Annotated in this window: 20 protein-coding genes and 1 pseudogene; 18 read left to right on the top strand and 3 right to left on the bottom strand. The window is 73.7% G+C overall.

Annotated elements, in window-relative coordinates:
• Window positions 1-129 precede the first annotated feature (129 nt).
• Both ABD54_RS15460 and ABD54_RS15455 read left to right on the top strand, forming a co-directional pair.
• Window positions 130-942: an SAM-dependent methyltransferase gene (locus ABD54_RS15460; RefSeq protein ID WP_047870187.1), complete on the top strand. Its 813-nt coding sequence runs from the start codon at window positions 130-132 to the stop codon at window positions 940-942.
• A gap of 96 nt (window positions 943-1,038) precedes the next feature.
• A complete protein-coding gene (locus ABD54_RS15455; RefSeq protein ID WP_047870186.1) occupies window positions 1,039-1,839 on the top strand; it encodes an SAM-dependent methyltransferase in 801 nt (266 codons plus the stop codon).
• A 61-nt stretch (window positions 1,840-1,900) separates the two neighbouring features.
• Here ABD54_RS15455 and ABD54_RS15450 read toward each other — a convergent pair whose 3' ends face one another.
• Window positions 1,901-2,947 carry a hypothetical protein gene (locus tag ABD54_RS15450; protein WP_047870185.1) on the bottom strand — a complete coding sequence of 349 codons (1,047 nt, stop codon included), beginning with the start codon at window positions 2,945-2,947 and terminating at the stop codon, window positions 1,901-1,903.
• 209 nt (window positions 2,948-3,156) lie between these two features.
• Between ABD54_RS15450 and ABD54_RS15445 the strand changes: the two genes are divergently transcribed.
• The 14 genes and pseudogenes from ABD54_RS15445 to ABD54_RS29610 all read left to right on the top strand — a co-directional run.
• A complete protein-coding gene (locus ABD54_RS15445) occupies window positions 3,157-4,230 on the top strand; it encodes a LacI family DNA-binding transcriptional regulator (RefSeq protein ID WP_047870184.1) in 1,074 nt (357 codons plus the stop codon).
• 12 nt (window positions 4,231-4,242) lie between these two features.
• Window positions 4,243-5,865 carry an FAD-dependent oxidoreductase gene (locus tag ABD54_RS15440; protein WP_047870183.1) on the top strand — a complete coding sequence of 541 codons (1,623 nt, stop codon included), beginning with the start codon at window positions 4,243-4,245 and terminating at the stop codon, window positions 5,863-5,865.
• A gap of 72 nt (window positions 5,866-5,937) precedes the next feature.
• Window positions 5,938-8,142 (top strand): hydantoinase/oxoprolinase family protein, encoded by a 2,205-nt coding sequence (locus ABD54_RS15435; RefSeq protein WP_047870182.1) that lies wholly within the window; start codon window positions 5,938-5,940, stop codon window positions 8,140-8,142.
• Window positions 8,139-9,203, top strand: a complete 1,065-nt coding sequence (locus tag ABD54_RS15430; RefSeq protein ID WP_047870181.1) for a hypothetical protein — start codon at window positions 8,139-8,141, stop codon at window positions 9,201-9,203. The genes ABD54_RS15435 and ABD54_RS15430 overlap by 4 nt, the downstream gene beginning before the upstream one ends.
• On the top strand, window positions 9,200-10,543 hold the full coding sequence (locus ABD54_RS15425; protein ID WP_047870180.1) for a transporter: 1,344 nt from the start codon (window positions 9,200-9,202) through the stop codon (window positions 10,541-10,543). The genes ABD54_RS15430 and ABD54_RS15425 overlap by 4 nt, the downstream gene beginning before the upstream one ends.
• 205 nt (window positions 10,544-10,748) lie before the next feature.
• Window positions 10,749-11,471, top strand: a complete 723-nt coding sequence (locus ABD54_RS15420) for a FadR/GntR family transcriptional regulator (protein WP_047870179.1) — start codon at window positions 10,749-10,751, stop codon at window positions 11,469-11,471.
• A 50-nt stretch (window positions 11,472-11,521) separates the two neighbouring features.
• Complete coding sequence (locus tag ABD54_RS15415; protein WP_053063594.1) at window positions 11,522-12,418, top strand: NAD(P)-dependent oxidoreductase; 897 nt, start codon at window positions 11,522-11,524, stop codon at window positions 12,416-12,418.
• 126 nt (window positions 12,419-12,544) lie between these two features.
• Entirely contained in the window at window positions 12,545-13,996 is a 1,452-nt protein-coding gene (locus tag ABD54_RS15410) for an SLC13 family permease (RefSeq protein WP_047870177.1), read from the top strand.
• Window positions 13,997-14,062: 66 nt separating this feature from the next.
• Entirely contained in the window at window positions 14,063-14,938 is an 876-nt protein-coding gene (locus ABD54_RS15405) for a transketolase (RefSeq protein ID WP_047870176.1), read from the top strand.
• Complete coding sequence (locus ABD54_RS15400) at window positions 14,935-15,954, top strand: transketolase family protein (RefSeq protein WP_047870175.1); 1,020 nt, start codon at window positions 14,935-14,937, stop codon at window positions 15,952-15,954. Before ABD54_RS15405 ends, ABD54_RS15400 begins: the two co-directional genes overlap by 4 nt.
• Before the next feature lie 877 nt (window positions 15,955-16,831).
• Entirely contained in the window at window positions 16,832-17,716 is an 885-nt protein-coding gene (locus ABD54_RS15390; protein ID WP_047870173.1) for a LysR family transcriptional regulator, read from the top strand.
• 145 nt (window positions 17,717-17,861) lie between these two features.
• Complete coding sequence (gene kdgD, locus ABD54_RS15385; protein ID WP_047870188.1) at window positions 17,862-18,767, top strand: 5-dehydro-4-deoxyglucarate dehydratase; 906 nt, start codon at window positions 17,862-17,864, stop codon at window positions 18,765-18,767.
• Window positions 18,768-20,411, top strand: coding sequence for an aldehyde dehydrogenase (NADP(+)) (locus tag ABD54_RS15380; RefSeq protein WP_047870172.1), 1,644 nt, complete (start codon window positions 18,768-18,770; stop codon window positions 20,409-20,411).
• A 141-nt stretch (window positions 20,412-20,552) separates the two neighbouring features.
• Window positions 20,553-20,927: pseudogene (locus tag ABD54_RS29610) on the top strand (enolase C-terminal domain-like protein); the annotation flags it as partial.
• 43 nt (window positions 20,928-20,970) lie between these two features.
• On the opposite strand, the gene ABD54_RS15375 reads toward ABD54_RS29610, so the two are convergent.
• Window positions 20,971-21,471, bottom strand: coding sequence for a hypothetical protein (locus ABD54_RS15375; RefSeq protein WP_047870171.1), 501 nt, complete (start codon window positions 21,469-21,471; stop codon window positions 20,971-20,973).
• A gap of 301 nt (window positions 21,472-21,772) precedes the next feature.
• Here ABD54_RS15375 and ABD54_RS15370 point away from each other — a divergent pair, with 301 nt between their 5' ends.
• Both ABD54_RS15370 and ABD54_RS15365 read left to right on the top strand, forming a co-directional pair.
• Window positions 21,773-22,312, top strand: a complete 540-nt coding sequence (locus tag ABD54_RS15370; protein ID WP_047870170.1) for a class IV adenylate cyclase — start codon at window positions 21,773-21,775, stop codon at window positions 22,310-22,312.
• Between the two features lie 45 nt (window positions 22,313-22,357).
• On the top strand, window positions 22,358-22,729 hold the full coding sequence (locus ABD54_RS15365; RefSeq protein ID WP_047870169.1) for a VOC family protein: 372 nt from the start codon (window positions 22,358-22,360) through the stop codon (window positions 22,727-22,729).
• A 359-nt stretch (window positions 22,730-23,088) separates the two neighbouring features.
• On the opposite strand, the gene paaK is transcribed toward ABD54_RS15365, so the two are convergent.
• On the bottom strand, window positions 23,089-24,441 hold the full coding sequence (gene paaK, locus ABD54_RS15360) for a phenylacetate--CoA ligase PaaK (protein WP_047870168.1): 1,353 nt from the start codon (window positions 24,439-24,441) through the stop codon (window positions 23,089-23,091).
• Window positions 24,442-24,499 lie beyond the last annotated feature (58 nt).

Genomic DNA, 24,499 nt, shown 5'->3' with positions numbered 1-24,499 from the left:
GGGGTGGGCGGTCCGGTGCTCCGGTGGTCGGGGGACACGCCCCGGGGAGCTTGCCGGTGGGCTCCGAGAGCCCTTTACTTGTCCGTGTACGCCCCTTTTCTCCCCAGAACGAGCGTAGAAGGCAGGCCCGTGCCCCCCGAGAACCCTGAGGCTTTCGCCCCCCGGATCGACACATCCGTCCCCCACAACGCCCGGATCTGGAACTACTGGCTGGGCGGCAAGGACAACTACCCGGTGGACCGGGAGATGGGCGAGCAGATCCGCTCCTTCTTCCCCGAGATCGTGGACAACGCGGTCGCCGACCGGGGCTTCCTCGTGCGCGCCGTGACCCACCTGGCGGGCGAGGAGGGCGTGCGGCAGTTCCTGGACGTGGGCACCGGTCTGCCCACCCACAACAACACCCACGAGGTGGCGCAGTCGGTGGCGCCCGAGTCCAGGGTGGTCTACGTCGACAACGACCCCCTGGTGCTCACCCACGCCCGCGCCCTGCTCACCGGCACCGGCCAGGGGGTCACCGATTACGTCGACGCCGACCTGCGCGACCCCGGGGCCATCCTGCGGGAGGCCTCCCGGACCCTGGACCTGGAGCGGCCGGTGGCGCTGATGCTGCTGGGCGTGGTCAACTTCGTCGCCGACGACGCCGAGGTCCGCGCGATCATGGACCGGCTGCTGGAGGCGCTGGCCCCGGGCAGTTTCCTGGTCCTGTCCCACCCCACCGACGACATCGACCGCGAACGCGCCCACCAGGTGGCCGCGGCCTGGAACGAGCGCGGCACCCCCAAGCTGACCATCCGCACGGCCGCGCAGATCGGCGCGCTCTTCGACGGGCTGGAACTGCTGGAGCCGGGCGTGGTCTCCTGCTCCCTGTGGCGTCCGGCCCCCGCCGAGGTGGGCGGGGCGCGTCCGGTGGCCGAGTACTGCGGCGTGGCCCGCAAGGCCTGATTCCCGCGGGGGCGGGCCGCGCCCGCGCGTCCGTGACCGAGGGCGGGCCGGACGACTGCGGGCCCGGCAAGTGACGAGCAGTGAAGGCAGCGACCGATGAGCGCTGAGCGAACGGTGATCGACACGACGGTGCCGCACTCGGCACGGGTGTGGAACTACTGGCTGGGCGGCAAGGACAACTACCCCGTCGACCGTGAGGCGGGCGACCAGTTCCTGGAGGTCTTCCCCGGCATCGCGCGGATGGCGCGGGCCTCGCGTGCCTTCCAGGAGCGGGCCGTGCGCTACCTGGCGGGCGAGGTGGGCGTGCGGCAGTTCCTGGACGTGGGCACCGGTCTGCCCACCCACGACAACACCCACGAGGTGGCGCAGTCGGTGGCGCCCGAGTCCAGGGTGGTCTACGTCGACAACGACCCCCTGGTGCTCACCCACGCGCGGGCGCTGTTGACCAGCACCCCCGAGGGCCGCACACAGTACCTCCACGCCGACCTGTTCGAGCCCGAGGCGATCCTGGAGCAGGCGTCGGAGCTGCTGGACCTGGGCCAGCCGGTGTCGTTGATGCTGATGGGGATCCTGGGCCACGTGCAGGAGTACGAGGAGGCCGTCTCCATCGTGCGGCGCCTGCTGGCGGGCCTGCCCCCGGGCAGCTACCTGACGGTGAGCGAGGGCAGCAACGTCCACAGCCGGGAGAACGTGACGGCCCAGGACGGGTACAACGGGAGCGGCGCGGTGCCCTACAACCCGCGCAGTCCCGAGCAGATCGGCGGCTACCTGGAGGGCCTGGAGCTGGTCGAGCCGGGCCTGGTGCCGGTCACGCGCTGGCGTCCTCCGGTGCGGGGGCAGGGCGCGGGGCTTCCGGTCGAGGTCGACCAGTACGGCGGTGTCGGCCGCAAGGTCTGACCCCGCCGGGAGGTGCCCCGGCGCCCGCCCGTGGGCGCCGGGGCGCGGTCCCCGCGGTGCCTCAGTCGGCGCGGGCGATGGCGATGGTCGCCCCGAGCCGGTGACCGGCCTCGTAGAACATGTACTGCACGCCCCCGTCGGAGCCGAAGGAGGGCGCCGCGCTGCGGCCCGAGTCCGGCGGTCCGGCCATGGGGGTGTGCACCGTGCCCAGGTGGCGGCGCAGGCCGAAGTCGCGCCCCACCTCGGTCAGGCGGATGTCGCCCAGGTCGGTGTGGTAGGCGACGTAGGTGCTGCCCGCGCGTTCGACCACGTGCGGGCCCGACAGGTTCGACACCCCCACTTCGGCGTGGTCCACGAGCGGGTCGGGGTCGAAGTCGAAGGTGATCCCGTCCGCCGACCACCCCCATCCGATGGAGCGGTGGTCGCTGGTGTCGTTGCGCATGAAGACCATGACGTAGCGCGCGCCCCGGTCGGGCAGGCGGTACTCGAAGACGCGCGCGTAGGAGGCCTCGGTGGTACCCGGCACCATGGCCGTGGTCAGGACCTCGCCCTCGTAGGCGAAGTCGATGCCGTCGCGTGAGCGGGCCAGCCGCGTGGTGGTGTTCTCCCCGTGGAAGTACAGCCACATCTCGCGGTGTTCGGAGTTCCACATCACGTGCGGCGAGGAGACGTGGCTGACGTCGTAGTGAGGGTTCCACACGTTGGCCACGACGGGGTTGTGCGGGTACTCGGTGAAGGGTCCGTCGGGGCTGTCGGCGTAGGCCAGGCAGATACCGCCGGGCCTCTCGTGCGGGGCGTAGTAGAGCAGGAAGCGGCCGGGCGCGTCGGACAGGCGGCCTGCGGTCCCGCGCAGGCACGGGAAGATCAGCTCCCCGGTCGGGTTGTAGCCGAGTTCGGCGGTGTCGAGCGCCTCGCGCAGGAAGCGGTAGGCGGGCAGGACGTCTGCCGCCGCGGCACCGCCGGCGGACGGGGTCGCGGTCGCGGCGGTCGCGGACGCGGGGGGCAGCAGTCCCGGGGCCAGGAGGGCGCCCGCCGCTGCGGCTCCGGCGCCCCGCAGGACGGTGCGGCGGTCGGGGGCGCAGCGGCGGGGGTGAGCGTCGTCGGACATGACGGTTCCCTTCCGGAGCGGGTCGGGGGGAGGCTCCGAGCCCCAGAGTCTTCACCAGCGCCGATGCGCAGGTCAAGGTTCTAATACGTATTAACGAAAGATCTCGTCGTAGGGCGGAAATCCGCCCGTCATCCTCTTGACATCTGCCGTGGCGCGGCTCACAGTCGTCAACTAATGCGCATTAACACGGCACGCAAGAGGAGAAACAGGTGACGCACGTCAGGAGGGCGGGGCCGCGGCGTCCCCGCCAGTCCGACATCGCGCGGGCGGCGGGGGTCTCCCAGGCCACGGTTTCGCTGGTGCTGCGGGGCACCCCCACCGGGATGTCCCTGGCCCGTGAGACCCGCCAGCGGGTGCTCGACGCCGCCGAGGAGTTGGGCTACGTTCCCGACCCTGTGGCCACCCGGCTGGCCTCGGCCAGCAACGCGATGCTGGGGCTGTACACCTTCAGCGCCACCTTTCCCACCGACGTGGCGCACTCCTACTACCCGGTCCTGGTCGGGGTGGAGGAGGAGGCCGCGGCCCAGGGGCAGGACCTGATCCTGTTCACCGGGTCCGCGCGGGCCGCCGCCAGCGCCGACGACCCGGCCGCGGTGCGGCGGGTGCGCGTGGCCGACGGCTGCCTGTTCTTCGGTCGCCACGTGCCCGACGGGCCCATCCGGCGTCTGGCCGAGGACGGCTTCCCGTTCGTCTACATCGGCCGCCGCGACGAGCCCGGAGTGCCCTACGTGGGCGCCGACTACGTCTCGGCCTCGGCGCAGGTGGTGGCGCGCCTGGCCGGTCTGGGCCACCGTGAGCTGCGCTACCTGCGCGAACACGACCAGGCCCCGGCCTCGACCGACCGCGAGCGGGGCGTGCTGCGCGGCGCCCGCGCGGCCGGGATCGACACCGCGCGCCTGGTGGTGCGCACCGACGGCTCGGACCTGGACGAGCTGCTGCGGCGCTGGTTGGAGGAGGGCGTGACCGCCGTCGTGGTCGAGCAGACCGACACCGGCGCCGCACTGGACGGCCTCGCCGCCGCCGTGGACCGGGCCGGTCTGCGCTGCCCCGGCGACCTCTCCTTGGCCCTGCTGGGCGCGCCTACCGGGAACCGGGGCCGCGCCCCGGGCGGCGGCGCGGCCTACGGCGGCTTCGACGCGCCCCTGCGTGCGATGGGCCGCGACGCGGTCCGCCTGCTGTTGGAACTGATCGCGGGCGCCCACGGGGAGACCCCCCGGCGCCTGCTGCCCTGCGAGCCGGTGGAGGGCGGCACCATCGCCGCGCCCCGGACACGACACACCTGAGAAAGGCTCCAGATGACCGAGACCAGCACGGAGATCCTCGTCGTCGGCGGGGGACTGGGCGGTGTGGCCGCGGCCCTGGCCGCCGCCGACTCCGGCCGCCGCGTGGTGCTGACCGAGGAGACCGACTGGATCGGCGGGCAGCTCACCGCGCAGGCGGTGCCGCCCGACGAGAACCCGTGGATCGAGCGCTTCGGCTCCACCGCCTCCTACCGGCGCCTGCGCGAGGGCATCCGCGACCACTACCGGCGCGCCTACCCGCTGAGGGCCGAGGCCGCCTCCTCGCTCACCCTCAACCCCGGCGCGGGCCGGGTCAGCAAGCTGTGCCACGAGCCCCGCGTGGCCCTGGCGGTGCTGGAGGAGATGGTGGGCCCGCACCGCGCGGCCGGTCGCCTGACCGTCCTGCTGCGCCACCGGCCCGTGGCCGCCCACACCGACGGCGACCGGGTGAGCGCGGTGGAGCTGGAGGACGAGCGGGGGCGCCGCCGCACGGTGAGCGCCGCCTACGTCCTGGACGCCACCGAGAACGGCGACCTGCTGCCGATGGCGGGCCTGGACCACGTCACCGGCGCCGAGGCGCGCTCCGAGCACGGCGAGCCGCACGCGCCCGAGACGGCCGACCCGACCAACCTCCAGGGCATCACCTACTGCTTCGCCATGTCGCACCACCAGGGTGAGGACCACACCATCGAGCGCCCGGAGATGTACGACTTCTGGCGCTCCTACACGCCCGAGTTCTGGCCGGGGCCGCTGCTGGGCTTCTCGGCCCCCGACCCGCGCACGCTGGAGCCGGTGGCGCGCACGTTCGTGCCCAACCCGGACACCGACCCGCTGGCGGTGGCCGCCGACCAGAGCGCGGACGCGGGCGACAAGGAGCTGTGGGGCTTCCGGCGCATCCTGGCCCGGCGCATGCACCTGCCCGGCGCCTTCGACTCCGACATCACCCTGGCCAACTGGCCGCTCAACGACTACTGGCTCAAGCCCGCCCTGGAGATCGAGGGGCTGGTGGACGCCCGGACCGTCCGCGAGGCCCACGAGGAGGCCCGTCAGCTGTCGCTTTCGGTGCTGTACTGGCTCCAGACCGAGGCGCCCCGCGCCGACGGAGGCACCGGCTTCCCCGGGCTCAGGCCGAGGCCCGACGTGACCGGCACGGAGACGGGCCTGGCCAAGGCCGCCTACGTGCGCGAGTCCCGCCGCATCCGGGCGGTCACCACCGTCACCGAGCACGACGTGTCCCTGGGCCTGCTGGGTCCGCACGGCATCGTGCGCCGCCACGACTCGGTGGGCGTGGGCAGCTACCGGATCGACCTGCACCCCTCCACGGGCGGCGACAACTACGTGGACGTGGCCAGCGTCCCGTTCGAGATCCCGCTGGGGGCCCTGCTGCCCGAGCGGGAGACCAACCTGCTGCCCGCCGCCAAGAACGTCGGCACCACCCACATCACCAACGGCTGCTTCCGGCTGCACCCGGTGGAGTGGAACATCGGCGAGGCCGCCGGGCGGCTGGCCGCCTTCGCCCTGGAGCACGGCACCACGCCGCACGCCGTGCGCGCGAAGGAGGAGCTGCTGGAGGCATTCACCACCGTGCTGGACCGCACCGGCGTCGAGCGCCACTGGCCCGACGTGCGCGGCTACTGACGCCTTCCGGCCCCGACCCGCACCCTCGCAACCCCACTCCCCACCGCCCGACTCCCCACAGAAGGGGTGACCATGAGCGACGCGACCCCAACCCCGTCCCCGGGCCCCGGTTCCGGCCCCGGCCCCGTGCGCATCGGCATCGACGTCGGCGGGACCTTCACCGACGCCGTGGCCGTCAGCGCCACCACCTACGCCCTGCTGGGTCAGGTCAAGGTGCCCACCAGTCACGACCACGCCGACGGGGTGGCCCACGGCATCATGACCGCGCTGGAACGCCTGCTCGGCGACATCGGCGTGCGCGCCGAGGACGTGGGCTTCCTCGCCCACGGCACCACCCAGGCCACCAACGCCCTGCTGGAGGGCGACGTGGCCACCATCGGCATCGTCGGCGTCGGCGTCGGCTACGACGCCTTCGCCACCCGCAGGCTGCGTTCCCTGGGCAAGCTGAGACTGGACTCGGGCCACCCGCTGCCCGTGCGCTACGCCGCGCTGCGCGAACCCGACCTGGAGGGCGCGGCCCTGGCCAGCGTGGACCGGGTGGTCGCCGAGGGGGCCGAGGTCGTCGTCGCCGTCGAACCCTTCAGCGTGGACGACCCGCGCGGCGAGCTGGCCGTGCTGGAGGCGGCCCGCGCCCGGGGTGTCCCCGTCACCGCCACCCACGAGATCACCCAGCTCTACGGCCTGGGCAAGCGCGCCCGCACCGCCGCGCTCAACGCCGGGGTCATGCCGCGCATGCTCCAGACCGCCGACCTGGTCGAGCGCAGCATCCACAAGGCCGGGGTCACCGCCCCGCTCATGGTCATGCGCTGCGACGGCGGCGTGATGTCGCTGTCCGAGATGCGCCACCGGCCGCTGCTCACCGTGCTCTCCGGGCCCGCCGCGGGCGTGGCGGGCGCACTGATGGGCGAGAAGGTCAGCGAGGGCGTGTTCCTGGAGACCGGCGGCACCTCCACCGACATCAGCGTCATCCGGCGCGGGCGGGTACAGATCCGCCACGCCCGCCTGGGCGGCAAGGAGACCTACCTGTCGGCGCTGGACGTGCGCACCGTCGGCATCGGCGGCGGCTCCCTCGTCCGGGTCGGCGGGGGCGAGGCGCCCGGCCGGGCGAGCCTGACCGACGTGGGACCGCGCAGCGCCCACATCGCCGGGCTGCCCTACGCCTGCTTCGCCGACCCGGACGAGCTGGAGGGCGCCCGCCTGGTTCGGATCAGCCCCATGGCCTCCGACCCGGGCGACCACGCCGTCCTGGAGAGCGGCGGGCGGCGCTTCGCCCTGACCGTGACCTGCGCCGCCAACGCCGCCGGGCTCGTCCCCGAGGGCGACTACGCCCGCGCCGACGCCCGCGCGGCCCGCGCCGCCCTCGCCCCGCTGGCCGAGGCCCTGGGCGTGGAGGTGGAGGAGGCCGCCCGAGCGGTGCTGCACAAGGCCACCGAGCGCGTGGCCGCGGTCGTGGACGAGATGGTGGGCGACTACGGCCTGGACCGGCAGGTGTGCGCCCTGGTCGGCGGGGGCGGCGGCGCGGCCACCGTCACCCCCTACCTTGGTCGGCGCACCGGGTTGGACGCGCGCATCGCCGCGCACAGCGAGGTCATCAGCCCCTTGGGCGTGGCGCTGGCGCTGGTGCGCGAGTCGGTGGAGCGCATCATCCCCGGCGCGACCCACGCCGACGTGCTCGCGGTGCGCGCCGAGGCCGAGCAGGCGGTGCTGCGCCAGGGCGCGGACCCGGCGGGGGTCGAGGTGGACGTCACCGTGGACCCCCAGCGCAACCTGGTGGCGGCCGTGGCCACGGGCGCCACCGAACTGCGCACCAAGGACCGCACCGCCGCCGACGACGCCGAGGCCGGGGCGCGGGCCGCCGCGGCGGCCAGTCTGGGGGCCCGACCGGCCGAACTGACCGAGTACGCGGCCAACGGCCAGTACCGGGTGTTCGGGCTGGTGCGCAGGCCCGGGGGGCCGCTGGGGCGCTTCGCCCGCGAACGCACCCATGTGCGGGTGGTGGACGCCGAAGGGGTGGTGCGCCTGCACAGCGCCGACGCCCTGGTGGACACGCTGGTGGCCGCCGAGGCCGAGGGGCGGCTCAAGGATTTGGTGGCCGAGCGCACCGCCTACGGCGACGGCGGGGCGCTGCCCCCGGCGGTGTGGCTGCTGCTGGGCCCCAAGTTCGCCGACCTGTCGGGGGTGCTGGATCCGGGGCACCTGGTCGCGCTGGCCTCGGCGGAGATCGCCCGCCGCGCACCCGATGAGACGGTCGTCGCGGTCATGGAGAAGCGGCGGTGAGCGCGCACACGCCGCCGCGCGCGGCCCACGAACCGCCTTCGTTCGCGCCCGGGCCACCTGAACGCCCCGACGGCGCCGGGCGTGCGTCCCGGCGAGAGGGGCCCGGGCGCGCGGGCCGGTCGAGGCCCCCGTGGCACACCGAGCGCCCGGACCGGCGGGAGACGGGCGAACGGGCGCAGGCGCCCGGCGGGCACGGCAGGGGCGTCGCCCCAGAACTGGCCGAGGAGTACGCGCGCATCGGCGCCGCCTCCGAGGAGGAGCTGGCCGCCGACCTGCTCGCGCTGACCGCCACCCACGAGGGCCGCGACCGCGAGCTGCTGCTGTCCTGGGCCTCCACGGCGCTGCGCTTCGGCGAGCGCATGGCCGAGGAGGAGGTCGGGAACGCCGTGGGAGCCGTAGCGGCCGGGGGCCCCGGGGCCCCCGGGCCCGCTGGGGTTGCCAGGACGGCGGGGAGCACGGGGACCAAGGGGGACTCTGAGAGCCCTCAAGGGTCCTCGTGCAACCCAGGCACCTCTGAGGTCCCCGACGGCTCTGGTGTTCCAGGTGTCACGGGTTCCCCGGGCGGGGTGAGCGCTCCGGGCCGCACGGGTCCTTCGGAGCCGTGCGTGGAGGAGCGGGCCGTCGGCGGGCTGCGTCCGGGCGAGGTCCTGCTCGCCGAGTACCTGCACCGCGCCTCCGGCGACCGGGTGATCGTCTACGCCGACGCCCTGGAGCACGCCCAGCGCGTGGCCCGCGACGCCGGGTGGGGGCGCGACCTCACCCGCGCGGCCCTGCGCGAGGCCGCGCTGGCCCACGAGCACGCCCACCGGATGCTGCACGAGGGGCGGGGGCGCGCGCTGCGGCGCGCACTCGACCACGTCCTGGTGCGTCTGGGGCCGCTGCGCCTGCGCGGCCATGTGGTCGGCGCCGACGAGATAGCCGCGCACGCCTACGCCCGCCGCCGCGCCGGGCTGGGCTCCAGCCCGATCGCGCTCACCGCGGCCATCGCCGCCACCCTTGCCCACCGGGACGCGGGCCACGACCGGCCCGCCCCGCGAACCTCCCCCGGAGGACGCCCGTGACCGCCTTCGCAATCCTCCTCGCCATGGCGGTGGGTGTCGGCCTGATGCTGACGCGCCGCCTGCCCACCGCCTTCGCCCTGGTCCTGCTCTCCGTCGCGATCGCGCTCATCGCGGGCGCGCCCCTGACGGGGGAGGAGGGCAGCGTCACCGGTACTGTCGTCCAGGAGGGCGCGCCGCGTCTGGCCGCGACCATGATCGCCATCCTCCTGGGTAGCTGGCTGGGCACGCTGATGTCCGAGGCCGGGATCGCCTCCACCCTCGTGCGCAAGATCGTGGAGTTCGGGGGTGAACGCCCCTCGCTGGTCGCGGTCGGCGTCTTCGTCGTCGCGATCCTGTGCGGCAGCATCACGGGTTCGGCGCCCGCGGCCATGCTCGCCGGTGTGGTGGGCATCCCCGCGATGATCGCGGTCGGGGTCACTCCCACCGTCGCGGCCGGGACCGTGCTGGTGGGCATCGCCGCCGGACTGCCCCTGGAGCTGATCAACTGGCAGTTCCTGTCCGACGCCATCGGGGTGCCGGTCTCCACCGTCCAGCACTTCCAGCTACGCCTGTTCCCGATCGCGCTGGCGGGCGGGCTGGCCTACATCCTCATCGAGATGCGCCGCAAGGGCGCCCGGCACACCTGGGCGGTGCGGGTCCCGGCCGGGGCCGGGGGGAGCGGTTCCGGCGGCGCCGGGACGAGGCCGCCGAGCCGCCGCCAGCGGGCCGCCGAGCGGCGCAGGCGGCGCGGGGACGCGCCCTGGTACGCGCTGGTCACGCCGCTGGTGCCGATCGTGCTGGCGTTGGGGCTGCACGTGCCCATCGTGCCCTCGCTGTTGGCCGGGGTGGTCTTCGCGCTGTTGACGGCCGTGCCCTGGCGGGAGATGTCCTCCACCGCGCTGCGCACGCTCTACCGGGCCTTCGACGTGGCCGCGCCGCCCATCGTGCTGTTCATCGCTATCGGCATGCTGCTGGCGGCGGTGAACCTGCCAGGGGCCGTCTCGGCGCTCACGCCGGTGGTGACCGCGATCAGTCCCAGCAGCCCGTGGCTGTTCGTGCTGGTCTTCGCCGTGCTGGTGCCGCTGGCCCTGTACCGGGGGCCGATGAACATCTTCGGCCTGGGCGCGGGTGTGGCCGGTGTGCTCATCTCCGGGGGGATCTACCCGGCTCCGGCGGTGCTGGGGCTGATGGCCTCTTACGGCCAGGTGCTGGGGGTGTCGGACCCCACCAGCACGCAGACGGTGTGGAGCGCTCAGTACGCGGGGGTGCGCCCGGAGCGGTCGATGCTCTCGACGCTGCCCTACACGTGGGTGGTCGCCGTCGCCGGTCTGGTGCTGACGGTGTTCCTGTACCTGGTGTGAGACCGGTGGGGCCGGGCGCGAGCCGGGTCCGAGACGGCGGCGGGGAGTCCTTCGGGGCTCCCCGCCGCGCTGTGCGCGGGAGCGGGCGGGGGTCCGCGACACCGGGCCTTCACGCGGCGGAAATATTGGCCTTACCAATGCATTGACGCCCGCGACCTGCGACTTGTACGCTTCCTCACATTGGTCAGGCCAATCAGGAGGTGCGGTGGACACGAACTTCGACGCCCTGGTCGAGGCGCTGGCGCCGGAGGCCAAGGCCTCCGGCACCGAGTCGCGCCTGATGACTGAGCGGGAGCTGGCCGAGCGGCTGGGCACGAGCCGGGCCACCGTCCGGGAGAACCTCGGCAGCCTGGAGATGCTCGGCATGGTGCGCCGCACCCAGGGGGCGGGGACGTTCTTCACCAAGCCCGACGCCTCCTTCGTGCAGTTCCTGTTCGGCCTCATGTCCAAGTTCGGCCACATCGACGACGACAGCGTCGAACGCGCCCGGGAGATGATGGAGGTCGCCGTGGTCCAGGATGCCGCCGACCGCGCCGACGAGGAGGACGTGCGCGTGCTGCGCGGCCACGTCGAGGACATGGTCCGGGCCACCGCCGCGGGCGACGCCGGGGCCGGGCACGAGGCCGACTACGCCTTCCACAAGAAGCTGTTCCAGATCGCCGACAACCCGGTGATCGAGTTCTTCGTCGACGGCATGAGCCTGGCGCTCAAGGACGTCCTCGCCCACAAACGGGCCCTGGCCCTGGACATCGAGGCCCGCGCCGCCGGAGGCGGCGGCGGGGAGCCCCGCAGGACGGACACCGTCCACACGCCCATCGTCGACGCCGTCGAGGCGCACGACCGCAGCGCCGCCGCGGCCGCGATGGTGGAGCACTTCACCCTGTGGCGCCGCATCACCGAGGGCACCGCGCCCGCCGACGGGCGCTAACCGGACACCGCCCGGCCCGAAACACCCCCCGCGGGGGAGAAGGAAGACACATGGACACCACACCAGTTCCACAGCCGTGCCCGAAAACGGCGGTGATGTTCGTCGGCGTCGGCGCCATCGGCCTGCCCATGGCCCTCCAAGTCGCCGCGGCCGGGCACACCGTGGTCGGCGTGGACCCCTCCCCGCACCGCCGCGAGCAGGCCCGCGGCCAGGGCCTGCGCACCCAGCCCGACACCGCCGGAATCGGCGGGGCCGACGTCGTCATCGTCATGGTCGCCACCCCCGACCAGTTGCGCGCCGCGGTCACCGCCCCGGGCGGCGCACTGGAGGCCATGCGCGCCGACGCGGTGCTCGTGGTCATGAGCACAGTCGGACCCGGCCCCGTGCGCGAGGTCGCCGACCGCGCGCGCGAGCGCGGGGTGCGGCTGCTGGACGTGCCGGTCACCGGAGGGGTGGCCGGGGCCCGGCGCGCGGCCCTGACCCTGTTCGCCTCCGGCGACCCCGAGGCCCTCCGAAGGTGCGGGCCCGTGCTGGAGGCCATGGGCACGGTGCGCGACTGCGGCGACCAGCCCGGCCGCGGACAGTCCTACAAGGTCGTCAACCAGCTCCTGTGCTCGGTGCACATCGCGGCCGCGGCCGAGTCGCTGGCCCTGGCCGAACGCCTCGGGCTCGACCCCGCCGACGTGCTGGAGGCCGTCTCCGGCGGCGCCGGGGGCTCCTGGATGCTCGGCGACCGCGGCCCGCGCATGCTGCCGGACGGCCCCGACGAGGTCACCAGCACCATCGGGATCTTCGTCAAGGACTCCGGGCTCGTCGCCGACACCGCCGAGGAGGCGGGCTTCCGCGCCCCGCTGCTCCTGGCCGCCCGAGACGCCTACACCAGGGCCGCCGAGGCCGGTCTGATCGACCACGACGACTCCCAGGTCATCCGGGTCTACCGGGACTGACCCCGCCGGGCCCCTGCCCGGTCCCCGTCCCCGCGCTGCGCCAACGGTCCCCTCAGCATGCCCCGGAAACGCCTTCCGGAGCGGTGCGCGGGACCCGCGCCGCCACGACAGAGAGAACCCGAGTCCATGGACGCCCTCGTACTCGCACTGACCGCCCTGGGGGCGATCGGCGCGCTGCTCGTCCTCATCATCCGTTTCAACGTCCCCGCCTTCGTCGCCCTCCTGCTGGTCAGCGTCGGCACCGCCCTGGCCACGGGCATGCCCTTCGAGGACGTGGTGCCCACCATCGTGGAAGGTCTGGGCGGCACTCTGGGCAACGTGGCCCTCCTGGTGGGGCTGGGCGCGATGCTCGGCGCCATCGTCGAGCACTCCGGCGGCGCGGACGCGCTCTCCGAGCGCTTCAGCGCGCTGCTCGGCCCGGCCAGGGTGGGCGTGGCGCTGCTGATCGCCTCGTCGGTGATCGCGGTGCCGATCTTCTTCGACGTCGCCTTCATCGTCCTGGTCCCGATCATCTACGCCTTCTCGCGGGCGGCCCGTCTGCCCTCGCCCATGCGCATCGGCCTGCCCATCGCCGGGCTGATGCTCTTCATCCACGTAGTGCTGCCGCCCCACCCCGGCATCGTCGGCAGTTCCGTGCTCACCGGCGCCGACATGGGGCTGGTCACCCTCCTGGGCGCCGCGCTCATCCTCCCGGTGGGCGTGGTCGCCCACTACACGGCGAAGCTGCTCAACCGCCGTGTGTACGCCATGCTGCCCTCCACCGCCGAACTGTACGAGCAGGACACCGGCGAGCCCGGACCCGGCGGTACGGGCGGTGGCACCGGAGCCACGGGCGACACGGGCGGTACCGGCGGGACGGACGGCGCGGCCGAGGTCTCCACCCGCCCGCGGGTGGAGCCGCAGCGTCCGCCCAGCGCCGCCGCGGTGATCACGGTCATCGCCGTGCCCATCCTCATGATCGGGCTCCAGACCGTCGCCGGACTCTTCCTGCAGGAGGGCTCCACTGCCCTGCGCTTCCTGACCATGGTCGGGGCCCCGCCCTTCGCGCTGCTCACCGGCTGCCTGCTGGCCCTGTACCTGCTGGGCGTGCGCCGCGGCTGGTCGATGCGCTCGGTCGGCTCGGTCATGGACGCCGCGCTCGCCCCGGCGGCGGTCGTCGTGTTCGTGACCGGGGCGGGCGGCGCGTTCGCCGGGGTGCTCACCGCGAGCGGCATCGGCGAGGTGCTCTCCGAGAGCATGCTCGGCCTGGGGCTGCCCCTGCTGCTCCTGGCCTTCTGCCTGGCCGCACTGCTGCGGGCGGCCCAGGGCTCGGCCACCGTCTCGGCACTCACCACCTCCGGCCTCCTGGCCGAGGCCATCGCCTCGGGCGGGTACAGCGGTCTGGAGATCGCCCTGGTCAACCTCGCCATCGGCTGCGGCGCCATCTGCCTGTCCCACGTCAACGACTCGGGCTTCTGGATCGTCTCGCGCTACCTGGGCCTGTCGGTGCGCGACGCCCTGCGCACCTGGAGCGTGCTCGTCACGGTCCTGGGCACGAGCGGTTTCGCCCTCGTCGGCCTCACCTGGGCGCTGGTCTGAACCCCGCGTCCCGGACGGGACGCGCCGCTCCGCGCCCACACCCTTCGTACACAGAGGAAGGTCACCATGAACCAGACCGCCACCAGACCCGGAGGCGGCGTCGACACCGCCAGGCTGGAACGGCTGCGCGCCGCCGCCTACCGCATCCGGCTCAACGCCCTCACCCAGGCACAGGTCCAGGGGCAGGGATACATCGGCCAGGCCCTCGGTTTCGCCGACGTGCTCGCCGCCCTGTACGCCGACCACCTGCGGCTGCGCCCCGAGGAGCCGGAGTGGGAGGGGCGTGACCGCTGCCTGCTCAGCATCGGCCACTACGCCATCGCCCTGTACGCCGCCCTTGCCGAGGCCGGGATCCTCCCCGAGGAGGAGCTGACCACCTACGCCACCGACGACTCGCGCCTGCCGATGTCGGGCATGGCCACCTACACGCCGGGGATGGAGATCTCCGGCGGCTCCCTGGGCCACGGGCTGGGGATCGCGGTGGGCGTCGGCCTGGGACTGCGCCGCAAGGGCAGCCCCGCCCGCGTGTACAACCTGCTCTCCGACGGCGAGCTCAGCGAGGGCTCCACGTGGGAGGCGGTACAGGCCGCGGCCCACCACCGCCTGGACAACGTCACCGCCATCGTGGACATGAACCGCCAGGTGGCCGACGGTCCCGCCCAGGAGGTCATGGGCACCGAACCCGCCGACGAGAAGCTGCGCGTCAGCGGATGGCACACCCTGCGGGTGGACGGCAACGACGTGGCCGCCGTCGCCGCGGCCCTGGACGAGCTGCGCGGGCACCGCGGCTCGCCCACGGCGCTGGTGTGCGACACCAGGATCGGCGCGGGAGTGCCGATGCTGGAGAGCCGGGAGAAGCTGCACTTCATGCGGGTGGCCGAGGACGAGTGGCGGATCGCGCGCGAGCAGCTGCGCCAGGGATACGAGGGGTACACGGCATGAGCACCATCGCCAGCGGCAGTAACACCGGAACCGGCACCGGCGGCAGGAAGCTGACGTCGGACGCCATGATCGCCTCGATCGCGGAGGAGGGCGCCCGCACCGTCCAGGCGCCCCTGGGGCACGCCCTGGTGCGCGCCGCGCGCGAGGACGAGCGTGTCGTGGGGCTGTCGGCTGACCTGGCCAAGTACACCGACATGCACGTCTTCCGCGACGCCATGCCCGACCGCTTCCACCAGATGGGCATGGCCGAACAGGTGATGATGGGCGCCGCCGCCGGGCTGGCGATGGAGGGGTTCGTGCCCTTCGCCTCCACCTACTCGGTCTTCGCCACCCGCCGCGCCTACGACTTCCTGTGCCTGGACATCGCCGAACCGCGTCTGAACGTCAACGTCGTCGCGGCGCTGCCCGGCCTGACCACCGGCTACGGGCCCAGCCACCAGGCCACCGAGGACATCGCCCTGCTGCGGGGCATTCCCGGCATGGTGATCGTGGACCCGTGCGACTCGGTGGACATCGAGCAGGCGGTCCCGCAGCTGATCGCGCACGAGGGACCCACCTACACCCGCATCCTGCGCGGCGCGGTGCCCACGGTGCTGGACGAGTACGACTACGAGTTCCGGTTGGGTGAGGCCGCGCTCCTGCGCGGCGGCGACGACGTCCTGTTCGTCTCCTCGGGGATGATGACCGAGCGCGCGCTGCGCGCCGCCGCGGAACTGGAGGCCGACCGGATCGGCGTGGCGGTCCTGCACGTGCCCACCATCAAGCCGCTGGACGTGGAGACGGTCCTGGAGCAGGTGGGCCGGGACCGCAGGGTGTTCGTGCTGGAGAACCACTCGGTCGTGGGCGGACTGTTCGAGTCGGTGGCCTCCGCGCTGGTCCAGCGCGGGGTGGCCCGGCGGATGGAGCACATCGGGCTGCCGGACGAGTTCCTGGACGCGGGGGCTCTGCCCACCCTCTACGACCGCTACGGCGTGTCCGTGCCCAGGATCGTGGAGAGGGTGCGCGCCTCGCTGTGACGGGGGATCGGTCTGGCCCGGACGCAATGAGGTGCGAGGCGACGTGAGGGGGCGGGCCCCGGCAGGGAGGAGGGCCGGGGCCCGTGAAGGCGCGGTGGGGAGTCCTCCGGGGTCCCCCCGCACCTGTCCGGGGAGGCGGGGCATGTGGGGCAGGCGGTCAGCGCTTGCTGTTCGTGCGTGGCTGCCCCCTCCTGCGGCGCCTGCCGCCGAGTAGCGGCCCGGGAGGGGGCCAACGCTTGACGTCGGCGGGTGGCGGGGCTCTGCTGCGTCGGCGCCGAAGGCTGCGGTGATGGCGGGCCCCGGGGTCGTCCTTCCTGCGGGTTCCCCGCTCCTGCCCTCACCGAAGCCACTGCCGCCGCCGTCGAAGACCGTCACCGCCGAGGACCCCTCGCCGGGCGGGCGCAGCAGGACCGAGGTGATCGTCCCCCGTACCGGGCGCCGTGGAAGTTGCCCGTGAGCACGATGACCGCGGTCACCGGTTCGGGGCCGAAGGCCGGGGGAGCGGGATCGCGATCGTGGCCGCGGGTCCGAGCCCGGGCGGGACCCCGACCAGTATGCCGACCACGGCGGCGACCCCGGCCAGGACCTTCCAGGAGGAGGCGGAGAAGACCGCGGTGTTGGCCCGGGGCCCCGGGAGCCCCGGCGGTTCCCCGTCATCCTCCGGGTCGGGCGCGGTCTCCCGCGTCCGGGCCTCCTGCGACTCGGTCCCCTCCGGAACCGCTCCCTCCGGAACGTTTCTCGTCCGCCGTCCGCCGTCCGCACACGTCGCAGGGTTCTGTGCGAACGCGGCCACGTACTTCGGCGAGCGGCGGCATGGGAACACGAGATCATGCATGTCCGAGTCGAATACGGCATAAGCTGATACCTTCCGTGCATCATGTTCTCCTTCGACCAGTTGCGCGGTTTCGTCGCCGTCGCCGAGGAACTCCACTTCGGGCGGGCCGCCGAGCGGCTTTCCATGACCCAGCCCCCGCTCAGCCGCCAGATCCAGAAGCTCGAACGCGCCGTCGGCGTGCGCCTGCTGGAGCGCGACCGGCGCCACGTCGTCCTGACCGCCGCCGGGCAGGCCTTCCTGATCGAGGCGCGTCGCCTGCTGTCCCTGGCCGAGAGCGCGCCGGACCTGGTGCGGCGCATCTCCCAGGGGTCTCGGGGCACGCTGCGGATCGGGTTCACCGCGGCCTCCTCCTACGGCCTGCTCGGGGACATGATCAACTCCGTTGAGAGGCGACTGCCGGAGATCACCGTCGAGCTGTTCGAGATGGTCACCAAGGAACAGGCCGCGGCCCTGCTGTCGGGCGAGATCGACATGGGCCTGGCCCGGCCGCCCCTGGACACCGACCTGTTCGGGACGCGGGTCCAGCTCCGCGAGCGGTTGCTGGTCGCGGTGCCCGAGGCCCACCCGCTGGCGCGCCGCGCGGGTCCGCTGTCCGCCGAGGACCTGGTGGACGTGCCGCTGATCATGCACTCGCCGATCAAGGCCCGCTACTTCTACGACCTCGTCGTCGGGCTGCTGCCCATCGCCCACCAGAACGTGGTGCACACGGTCAGCCAGGTCATGACCATGGTCTGGCTCGTCGCCGCCGGGCGCGGGGTCGCCTTCGTACCCGCCTCGGCGACCGGTCTGGGCGTGGCGGGGGTGGCCTACCGCGAACTGCGGGGGCTGCCCGAGAACCCGGTCGAACTCCACCTCATCTGGACCCACGACTCGCCCAACCCCGTCGTGCCCAGGGTGCTCCGGGCCTGGCCCTCCGCCGACGGCTGAGGCTCCTGATACCCGATGGGTATCAGTTGATGCCCAACGAATCTTGGACAGCATCGAACGACGCTCCGTACGGTAGCGGCAACACCGTGGGGGCCCACCACCCCCGGGGCCCGAGCCGCAGAACCGAGGACGACACGTGAACGCGATGCACCCAGACGACCTGGCCGGACGGCTCAGGGCGGGGCTCCTGTCCTTCCCCGTGACCCACTTCGACGGCGACCTCGCCTTCGACGAGGGCCGCTACCGGGAACACCTGGCCTGGCAGGCCGACCACGACGTGGCCGGGCTGTTCGCCGCCGGTGGCACCGGTGAGGGCTTCTCCCTCACCCCGGCCGAGATCGACCGCGTGGTGCGCACGGCGGTCGACGAGGTCGGGGGCCGGGTCCCTGTGCTCGCCCCGGCCACCGGCGGCACCGCGGCGGCCGCCCTGCAGGCCCGAGCCGCCCAGGAGGCGGGCGCGGACGGCATCCTGCTCATGCCGCCCTACCTCACCGAGGCCGGGCAGCCCGGCCTGGTCGAGCACGTCAGCGCGGTCTGCCGGGCCACCGACCTGGGTGTGGTCGTCTACAGCCGCGCCAACGCCGTGCTCGACCACCGCTCCGTGGCCGCGCTGGCCGAGCGCAACCCCAACCTCATCGGCTTCAAGGACGGCGTCGGCGACATCGAGGCGATGACCCGCGTCTACGCCCGGGTCGGCGACCGGCTGGTCTACATCGGCGGCCTGCCCACCGCCGAGACCTTCGCCCTGCCCCTGCTGGAGCTGGGGGTGAGCACCTACTCCTCCGCGATGTACAACTTCGCGCCCGAGTTCGCCCTGGGCTTCTACGCAGACGTGCAGGCGCGCGACAGGGAGTCGGTGTACCGCAAGCTGAACGACTTCGTCATCCCCTATTTGGACATCCGCGACCGCATGCGCGGCTACGCGGTCTCCATCGTCAAGGCCGGGCTCGACGCCGCGGGGCGCCACGGCGGACCCGTTCGACCGCCCCTGACCGCACTCGACCAGACCGAGCGCGACGAGCTGGCCGCGCTGGTCGGAAAGGTTGCCTGAATGACCGAGCACACTCCGGACCCCGAGGACACGGGCACCGCCGCACACGTCCTCGGGCCGCTGGTGGCCTGCGCTCCCGTCGATGGCGGGGCCGGGACCCTGCGCGCGACCGACCCCGCCACGGGGGAGGAGTTCGGCGAGCCCGTCGGACTGGTGGACTCCACCCAGATCCAGGAGGCCACCCGCGCCGCCGAGCAGGCCCTGGACGCCCTGCGCTCCCAGTCGCCCGCCGAACGCGCCGCCTTCCTGCGCCGCGTCGCCGACAACATCGACGCCCTGGGCGACGCGCTCGTGGACCGGGCGGTGCGAGAGAGCGGCCTGCCGCGCCAGCGCCTGACGGGGGAGCGGGCCCGCACCACCGGCCAGCTGCGCATGTTCGCCGACGTGGTGGCCCAGGGCGACGCCCTGGGCGCCCGCATCGACCCGGCGCTGCCCGACCGCGACCCCCAGCCCCGACCCGACCTGCGCCTGGCGCACATCCCCGTCGGCCCCGTCGTGGTCTTCGGCGCGAGCAACTTCCCCTTGGCCTTCTCCACCGCCGGAGGCGACACGGCGGCTGCTCTGGCCGCCGGGTGCCCGGTGATCGTCAAGGGCCACAACGCCCACCCCGGCACCGCCGCGCTCGTGGGGCGCGCCGTGGCCGACGCGGTGCGCCGGAGCGGCCTGCCCGGAGGCGTGTTCTCCCTGCTGTTCGGGGAGGGCAACGGCATCGGACGGGAGTTGGTAGCCGACCCGCGCGTGAAGGCCGTGGCCTTCACCGGATCGCGGGGCGGCGGGCTGGCCCTGATGCGCGTGGCGGCCGAGCGCCCCGAGCCGATCCCGGTCTTCGCCGAGATGTCCTCGGTCAACCCCGTGTTCGTGCTGCCCGGCGCGCTCGCCGGGCAGGGAGCCCAGGACCTGGCCGCGGCCTACGTCGCCTCCCTCACCCTGGGATCGGGGCAGTTCTGCACCAACCCCGGGCTGGTGTTCGTCCCCTCCACACCAGAGGGGGACCGGTTCGTGGAAGCCGCCGCGCGCCTGGTGGCCGACGCCACCGGCCAGACGATGCTCACCGCGCCCATCGCCGCGGCCTTCCGCGACGGGGTGGCGGCGCTGGAGGGGCGTTCGGGGGTCCCGCTGCGGGCCAGGGGCGTTGAGGGGCAGGGCCCCAACGCGCCGGCCCCCGCCCTGGCCGAGGTGTCCCTGGCCGACCTCACGGCCGACCCGCGCCTGAGCGAGGAGGTCTTCGGCGCCGCGGGCACGGTGGTGCGCTACCCCGGCGCCGCCGCGCTGCCCGCCGCGCTGGAGGGTATGGAGGGCCAGCTCACCGCCACCCTGCACGCCGACACCGGCGACGCCGACGACCTGGCGGCGGCGCGCGCCCTGCTGCCGGTGCTGGAGCGCCGCGCGGGCCGCGTCCTGTTCGGGGGCTGGCCCACAGGAGTGGAGGTGACCCACGCGATGGTGCACGGCGGCCCCTTCCCCGCCACCTCCGACGCCCGGGGCACCTCGGTGGGCAGCCTGGCCCTGCACCGGTTCCTGCGGCCGGTCAGCTACCAGGACGTGCCCGACGCCCTGCTGCCGCCCGCGCTGCGCCGGGACAACCCCTGGCGGCTGAACCGACGAGTCGAGGGCACCGTCGTGCCCGGAGGGGACCACGCATGAGCACGCCCGCCATCGCCTCCGCCTGGATCTTCGACCCCAAGCGTCCCGTGATGGTGTGCTGAACCCCCCGTCCCGCCTCTTTTCCGGGGACCTCGTCGAACACACCCGCCGCACCGCGGGGCGGCGCCCGCACCGGCACCGCTGGGACACCGCCACCGACGCCATCGCCTCGGTGACGCTGTCCCGCGTGGGCCCGCCCCTGTCCACCCCCGTCAGCGGCGCCGATGTGCTCACCGGGCGGACCCGGCCAGTGTGGAGGCCGTACGCGAGGAACTGGGCGGCCTCCCGCTCATGGTCGACCCCAACCAGCGGTGGAACCGGGGCTCGGCCGCGCGCATGGGCCGCCTCCTGGACGGGTTCGACCTGGTCTGGACCGAGGAGCCGCTGGACGCCCACGCCGTCCGGGCACACGCGGACCCGGCACGCGAGCTGGCCGCGCCCATCACCGTCGGTGAGATGCTCGCCAGCCCCGCCGAGCACGAGGCGCTGATCCGGGCCGGCGCCGTGGGATTCATGCAGCCGGACGCGCCGCCGGGTCACCGGACCCGGCGGCGCGGGTTCAGGACAGCGCGCGAAACCCCCGCGCGTCCGCTCCGCCCAGCAGCGCCACGCTCAGCCACATCCCCGGCAGCTCCTCGGCGGGCACGTCGGTGTCGGTCACGATCCGCTCCACCGGGACGTCCAGCGGCGCGGTCGCCGGGTGCAGCGGTGTCACCAGTTCGGCCCTGCCGCCCATGGTGAGCAGCACCTGCACGGCGGTCCGCCCCCGGTGCCCCTCGGGCAGGGAGTAGGGCACGGTCACCCTCCAGCGCATGTTCGTGGGCAGGCTGTCCGGAGCGCGAAACCCCCAGTACCACGCCTCCTGGTCGGACATCTCCACCACCAGCGACGACACGGGGACCACCCCGGTCTCCTCGTCCGCCGGAGCGATGCTCCAGTCCCGGCCCATCACGGCGTCCTGGGGCCTTCGAGCCTCGCGCTGCCACCACCTGTGGCGGCGCAGGGCCAGGTAGTCCTCGATCATTCCTCCCCGCTCCGCCCCGCCGACTGTCTCGTCCACCCGGTGTACTCCTTCAGGGGGCGCGGCGCGGTCCCCCGGTCCGCGGACGGCGCCACCGGCCCGTAGATGGGTCGGAGTACACCGTTCAGGGGGACTGTCTTTACCTTCTGCCCGGTGCGGGGCCGCGCATGCCGGACGAGACCGGTGTTTTCGCGCACCCCGGCGACCTGGGCCCTCGCGGCGGCCCCCGGTCTCCCGGTCGGTCGCGCAGGAGGGACCGGGAGAGCGGTCGCGCGGGGCGTTACTCACCCTCGGTAAGCTCCTGGACGACTCCCGTACCACTCTGCCCAGGAGCACACGCATGCGTGAGATCGAGGCCAAGTACCGCGTCGCCGACCCCGCCGCGCTCCCGGCCGCCCTCGAAGCCGCCGGGGTGGCCCTCTCCGCGCCCGCCGAGCAGGAAGACCAGGTCTACGCCCCGCCCGGGTGGGAGTTCGGCATGCCCAAGGCGGGGCGCGCCTTCGCCCGGCTGCGCACCCAGGACGGCGAGCACGTCCTCACGGCCAAGACCCCGGCCGCCAACCCCCTGGAGTACGTGGAGCACGAGACCGCGGTCGCCGACCGGGAGCAGATGCACCGAGTCCTCCTCCAGTTCGGCTACGTCCCGGCCCTGCGCATCGTCAAGACCCGCCGGGTCGGCAGGGCGGGCGAGATCACCGTGTGCGTGGACGAGCTGCGCGGCGTGGGCGTGTTCCTGGAAGTCGAGCTGACCGTGGACGACGACCGCGACGGCCCGGCTGTCCAGGACCGGCTCGACGCGTGGGCGCGCTCGCTGGGCGCGGACCTGGAGCGCACCACCGACGGCTACGACGTCCTCGCGCACGCCGCCGCGACGCGTTGACGGACCGCGGTGCGCCTTGTCGGTGCTCGCCCCTAGAGTGCGGGCATGGGAAGCCGTATCCGCGCGATCGCCATCGACGCGCTCGACGCCGAGGCCGTGACCGCGTTCTGGAGCCGTGTGCTGGACTGGCCGGTCGTGGAGGAGGCCGAGGACGGGTTCAGTCTCGCTCCGTACGAGGGGGCGGACCTGGGGGTCGACGTGTTCGCCGTGCCCGAGCGCAAGAGCGTCAAGAACCGCCTGCACCTGGACCTGTGCGTCACGGACGGACTGACGGTGGCCCAAGAACTGGAGAGGCTGCTGGGACTGGGTGCGGTCAAGGTGGACGTGGGCCAGCCCCAGGACGCCCGGTGGACGGTGCTGGCCGACCCCGAGGGCAACGAGTTCTGCCTGCTCCACGGGAGCGCCGGCGCCTCCTGAAGCGCCGCCCCGGTCCCGGTGGTGAACACCCTCCCGGGCCCGTCCGGCCACACCGTCCGGCCCCTCGGGGTGACGCTGAGCCCCGAAACGCCCGCGGGCGGGCCGCCCGGGAACCCCGCCAACCGCGTGGGCGGAACGGTTCACGGGAAGGCCGGCGCCTCCTCGCGGGTCCACAGCCAGCCGGTCGGCGAAGGCTGTTTCTCGAGGCGCGCGCTGGCGGGTGTGGTCGGCCAGGGCCGCCGCGACCGCGTCCCCCCGCACACGACACGGCCGCCGCGACCGCGTCCCCCCGCACACGACACGGCCGCCGCGGAGTCCTCCCATCCGCCCCGCGGCGGCCGTGCGTCACCCGCGTCCCGTCACTCCTTGGGGCGCTGGTCGATGATGCGGCGGAACTTGCCCACCGAGCGCTCGATCTGCTCGGGGTCGACCACGTCCACGGTCACGCTCACGCCGACCTTGTCCTTGACCGTCGCCACGATCTGCTCGCTCAGGACCACGCGCCGCTCGGCGGGGCAGTCCGGGGCCGCCTCGATGCGCACCGCCATGCGGTCCAGTCGCCCCTCCTTGGTCAGCACCAACTGGAAGTGCGGGGCCAGCCCGTCCAAACCCAGCACGATCTCCTCGATCTGGGTCGGGAAGACGTTCACGCCGCGCAGGATGATCATGTCGTCGCTGCGGCCGGTCACCTTGTCCATGCGCCGCATGGGCCGGGCCGTGCCCGGGCGCAGCGTGGTCAGGTCGCGGGTGCGGTAGCGGATCACCGGCATGGCCTGCTTGGTCAGCGAGGTGAAGGCCAGTTCGCCGTCGGACCCGTCGGGCAGCACGTCCTGGGTGACGGGGTCGAGCACCTCGGGGTAGAAGTGGTCCTCCCACACGTGCAGGCCGTCCTTGGTCTCCACGCACTCGTTGGCCACGCCCGGGCCCATCACCTCGGACAGGCCGTAGATGTCCACGGCGTGGATGTCGAAGCGCTCCTCGATCTCGGTGCGCATCTTCTCGGTCCAGGGTTCGGCGCCGAAGATCCCGACCTTGAGCGAGGTCGTACGCGGGTCGATTCCCTGATGCTCGAACTCGTCCATCAGTGTCAGCATGTAGCTGGGGGTGACCATGATGATGTCGGGCTCGAAGTCCTGGATGAGCTGCACCTGCTTGGCCGTCTGCCCGCCCGAGGCGGGGATGACCGTGCAGCCGAGCCTCTCGGCCCCGTAATGGGCGCCCAGCCCGCCGGTGAAGAGCCCGTAGCCGTAGGAGACGTGCACCTTGTGCCCGGGGCGTCCGCCCGAGGCGCGGATGGAGCGGGCCACCACCTCGGCCCAGGTGTCGATGTCCTCGCGGGTGTAGCCCACGACGGTGGGGCGGCCGGTGGTCCCGCTGGAGGCGTGGAGGCGGCTGACCCGCTCCTGGGGGACGGCGAACATCCCGAAGGGGTAGTTGTCGCGCAGGTCGGCCTTGGTGGTGTGCGGGAAGTGGCGCAGGTCCGCCAGTTCGCGCAGGTCCTCGGGGCGCACCCCGGCCTCGTCGAACTTGCGGCGGTACAGGGGCACGTTGGCGTAGGCGTGCTCCAGGGTCCACCGGAGGCGCTTGAGCTGCAGGGCGCGCAGCTCGTCGACACTCATGCGCTCGGCCGGGTCCAGGATCTCGGGCTCCGGCGCCCGTCCCAGACGGGCGGTGGCTCCGGCCGACAGCGTGGTGGTGTCGTGGATTGCCATGGGCCTCTCCGTGTACTGTGCGCGGGACCCGCCAGGGCGCGGGCGCCTGGGTGGGGTG

This window comes from Nocardiopsis sp. RV163 (assembly GCF_001029525.1).
Taxonomy (GTDB): Bacteria; Actinomycetota; Actinomycetes; order Streptosporangiales; family Streptosporangiaceae; genus Nocardiopsis; species Nocardiopsis dassonvillei.
The sequence above is the reverse complement of the archived record's forward strand: the minus strand, read 5'-3'. Positions and strand labels throughout refer to the sequence as shown.

Coding starts and splice junctions, on each gene's coding strand:
- ABD54_RS15370 (WP_047870170.1), top strand. CDS start 21,773: ATGCGTGAGATCGAGGCCAAGTACCGCGTCGCCGACCCCGCCGCGCTC.
- ABD54_RS15435 (WP_047870182.1), top strand. CDS start 5,938: ATGAGCGACGCGACCCCAACCCCGTCCCCGGGCCCCGGTTCCGGCCCC.
- ABD54_RS15415 (WP_053063594.1), top strand. CDS start 11,522: ATGGACACCACACCAGTTCCACAGCCGTGCCCGAAAACGGCGGTGATG.
- kdgD (WP_047870188.1), top strand. CDS start 17,862: ATGCACCCAGACGACCTGGCCGGACGGCTCAGGGCGGGGCTCCTGTCC.
- ABD54_RS15410 (WP_047870177.1), top strand. CDS start 12,545: ATGGACGCCCTCGTACTCGCACTGACCGCCCTGGGGGCGATCGGCGCG.
- ABD54_RS15455 (WP_047870186.1), top strand. CDS start 1,039: ATGAGCGCTGAGCGAACGGTGATCGACACGACGGTGCCGCACTCGGCA.
- ABD54_RS15365 (WP_047870169.1), top strand. CDS start 22,358: ATGGGAAGCCGTATCCGCGCGATCGCCATCGACGCGCTCGACGCCGAG.
- ABD54_RS15390 (WP_047870173.1), top strand. CDS start 16,832: ATGTTCTCCTTCGACCAGTTGCGCGGTTTCGTCGCCGTCGCCGAGGAA.
- ABD54_RS15380 (WP_047870172.1), top strand. CDS start 18,768: ATGACCGAGCACACTCCGGACCCCGAGGACACGGGCACCGCCGCACAC.
- ABD54_RS15440 (WP_047870183.1), top strand. CDS start 4,243: ATGACCGAGACCAGCACGGAGATCCTCGTCGTCGGCGGGGGACTGGGC.
- paaK (WP_047870168.1), bottom strand. CDS start 24,441: ATGGCAATCCACGACACCACCACGCTGTCGGCCGGAGCCACCGCCCGT.
- ABD54_RS15405 (WP_047870176.1), top strand. CDS start 14,063: ATGAACCAGACCGCCACCAGACCCGGAGGCGGCGTCGACACCGCCAGG.
- ABD54_RS15400 (WP_047870175.1), top strand. CDS start 14,935: ATGAGCACCATCGCCAGCGGCAGTAACACCGGAACCGGCACCGGCGGC.
- ABD54_RS15450 (WP_047870185.1), bottom strand. CDS start 2,947: ATGTCCGACGACGCTCACCCCCGCCGCTGCGCCCCCGACCGCCGCACC.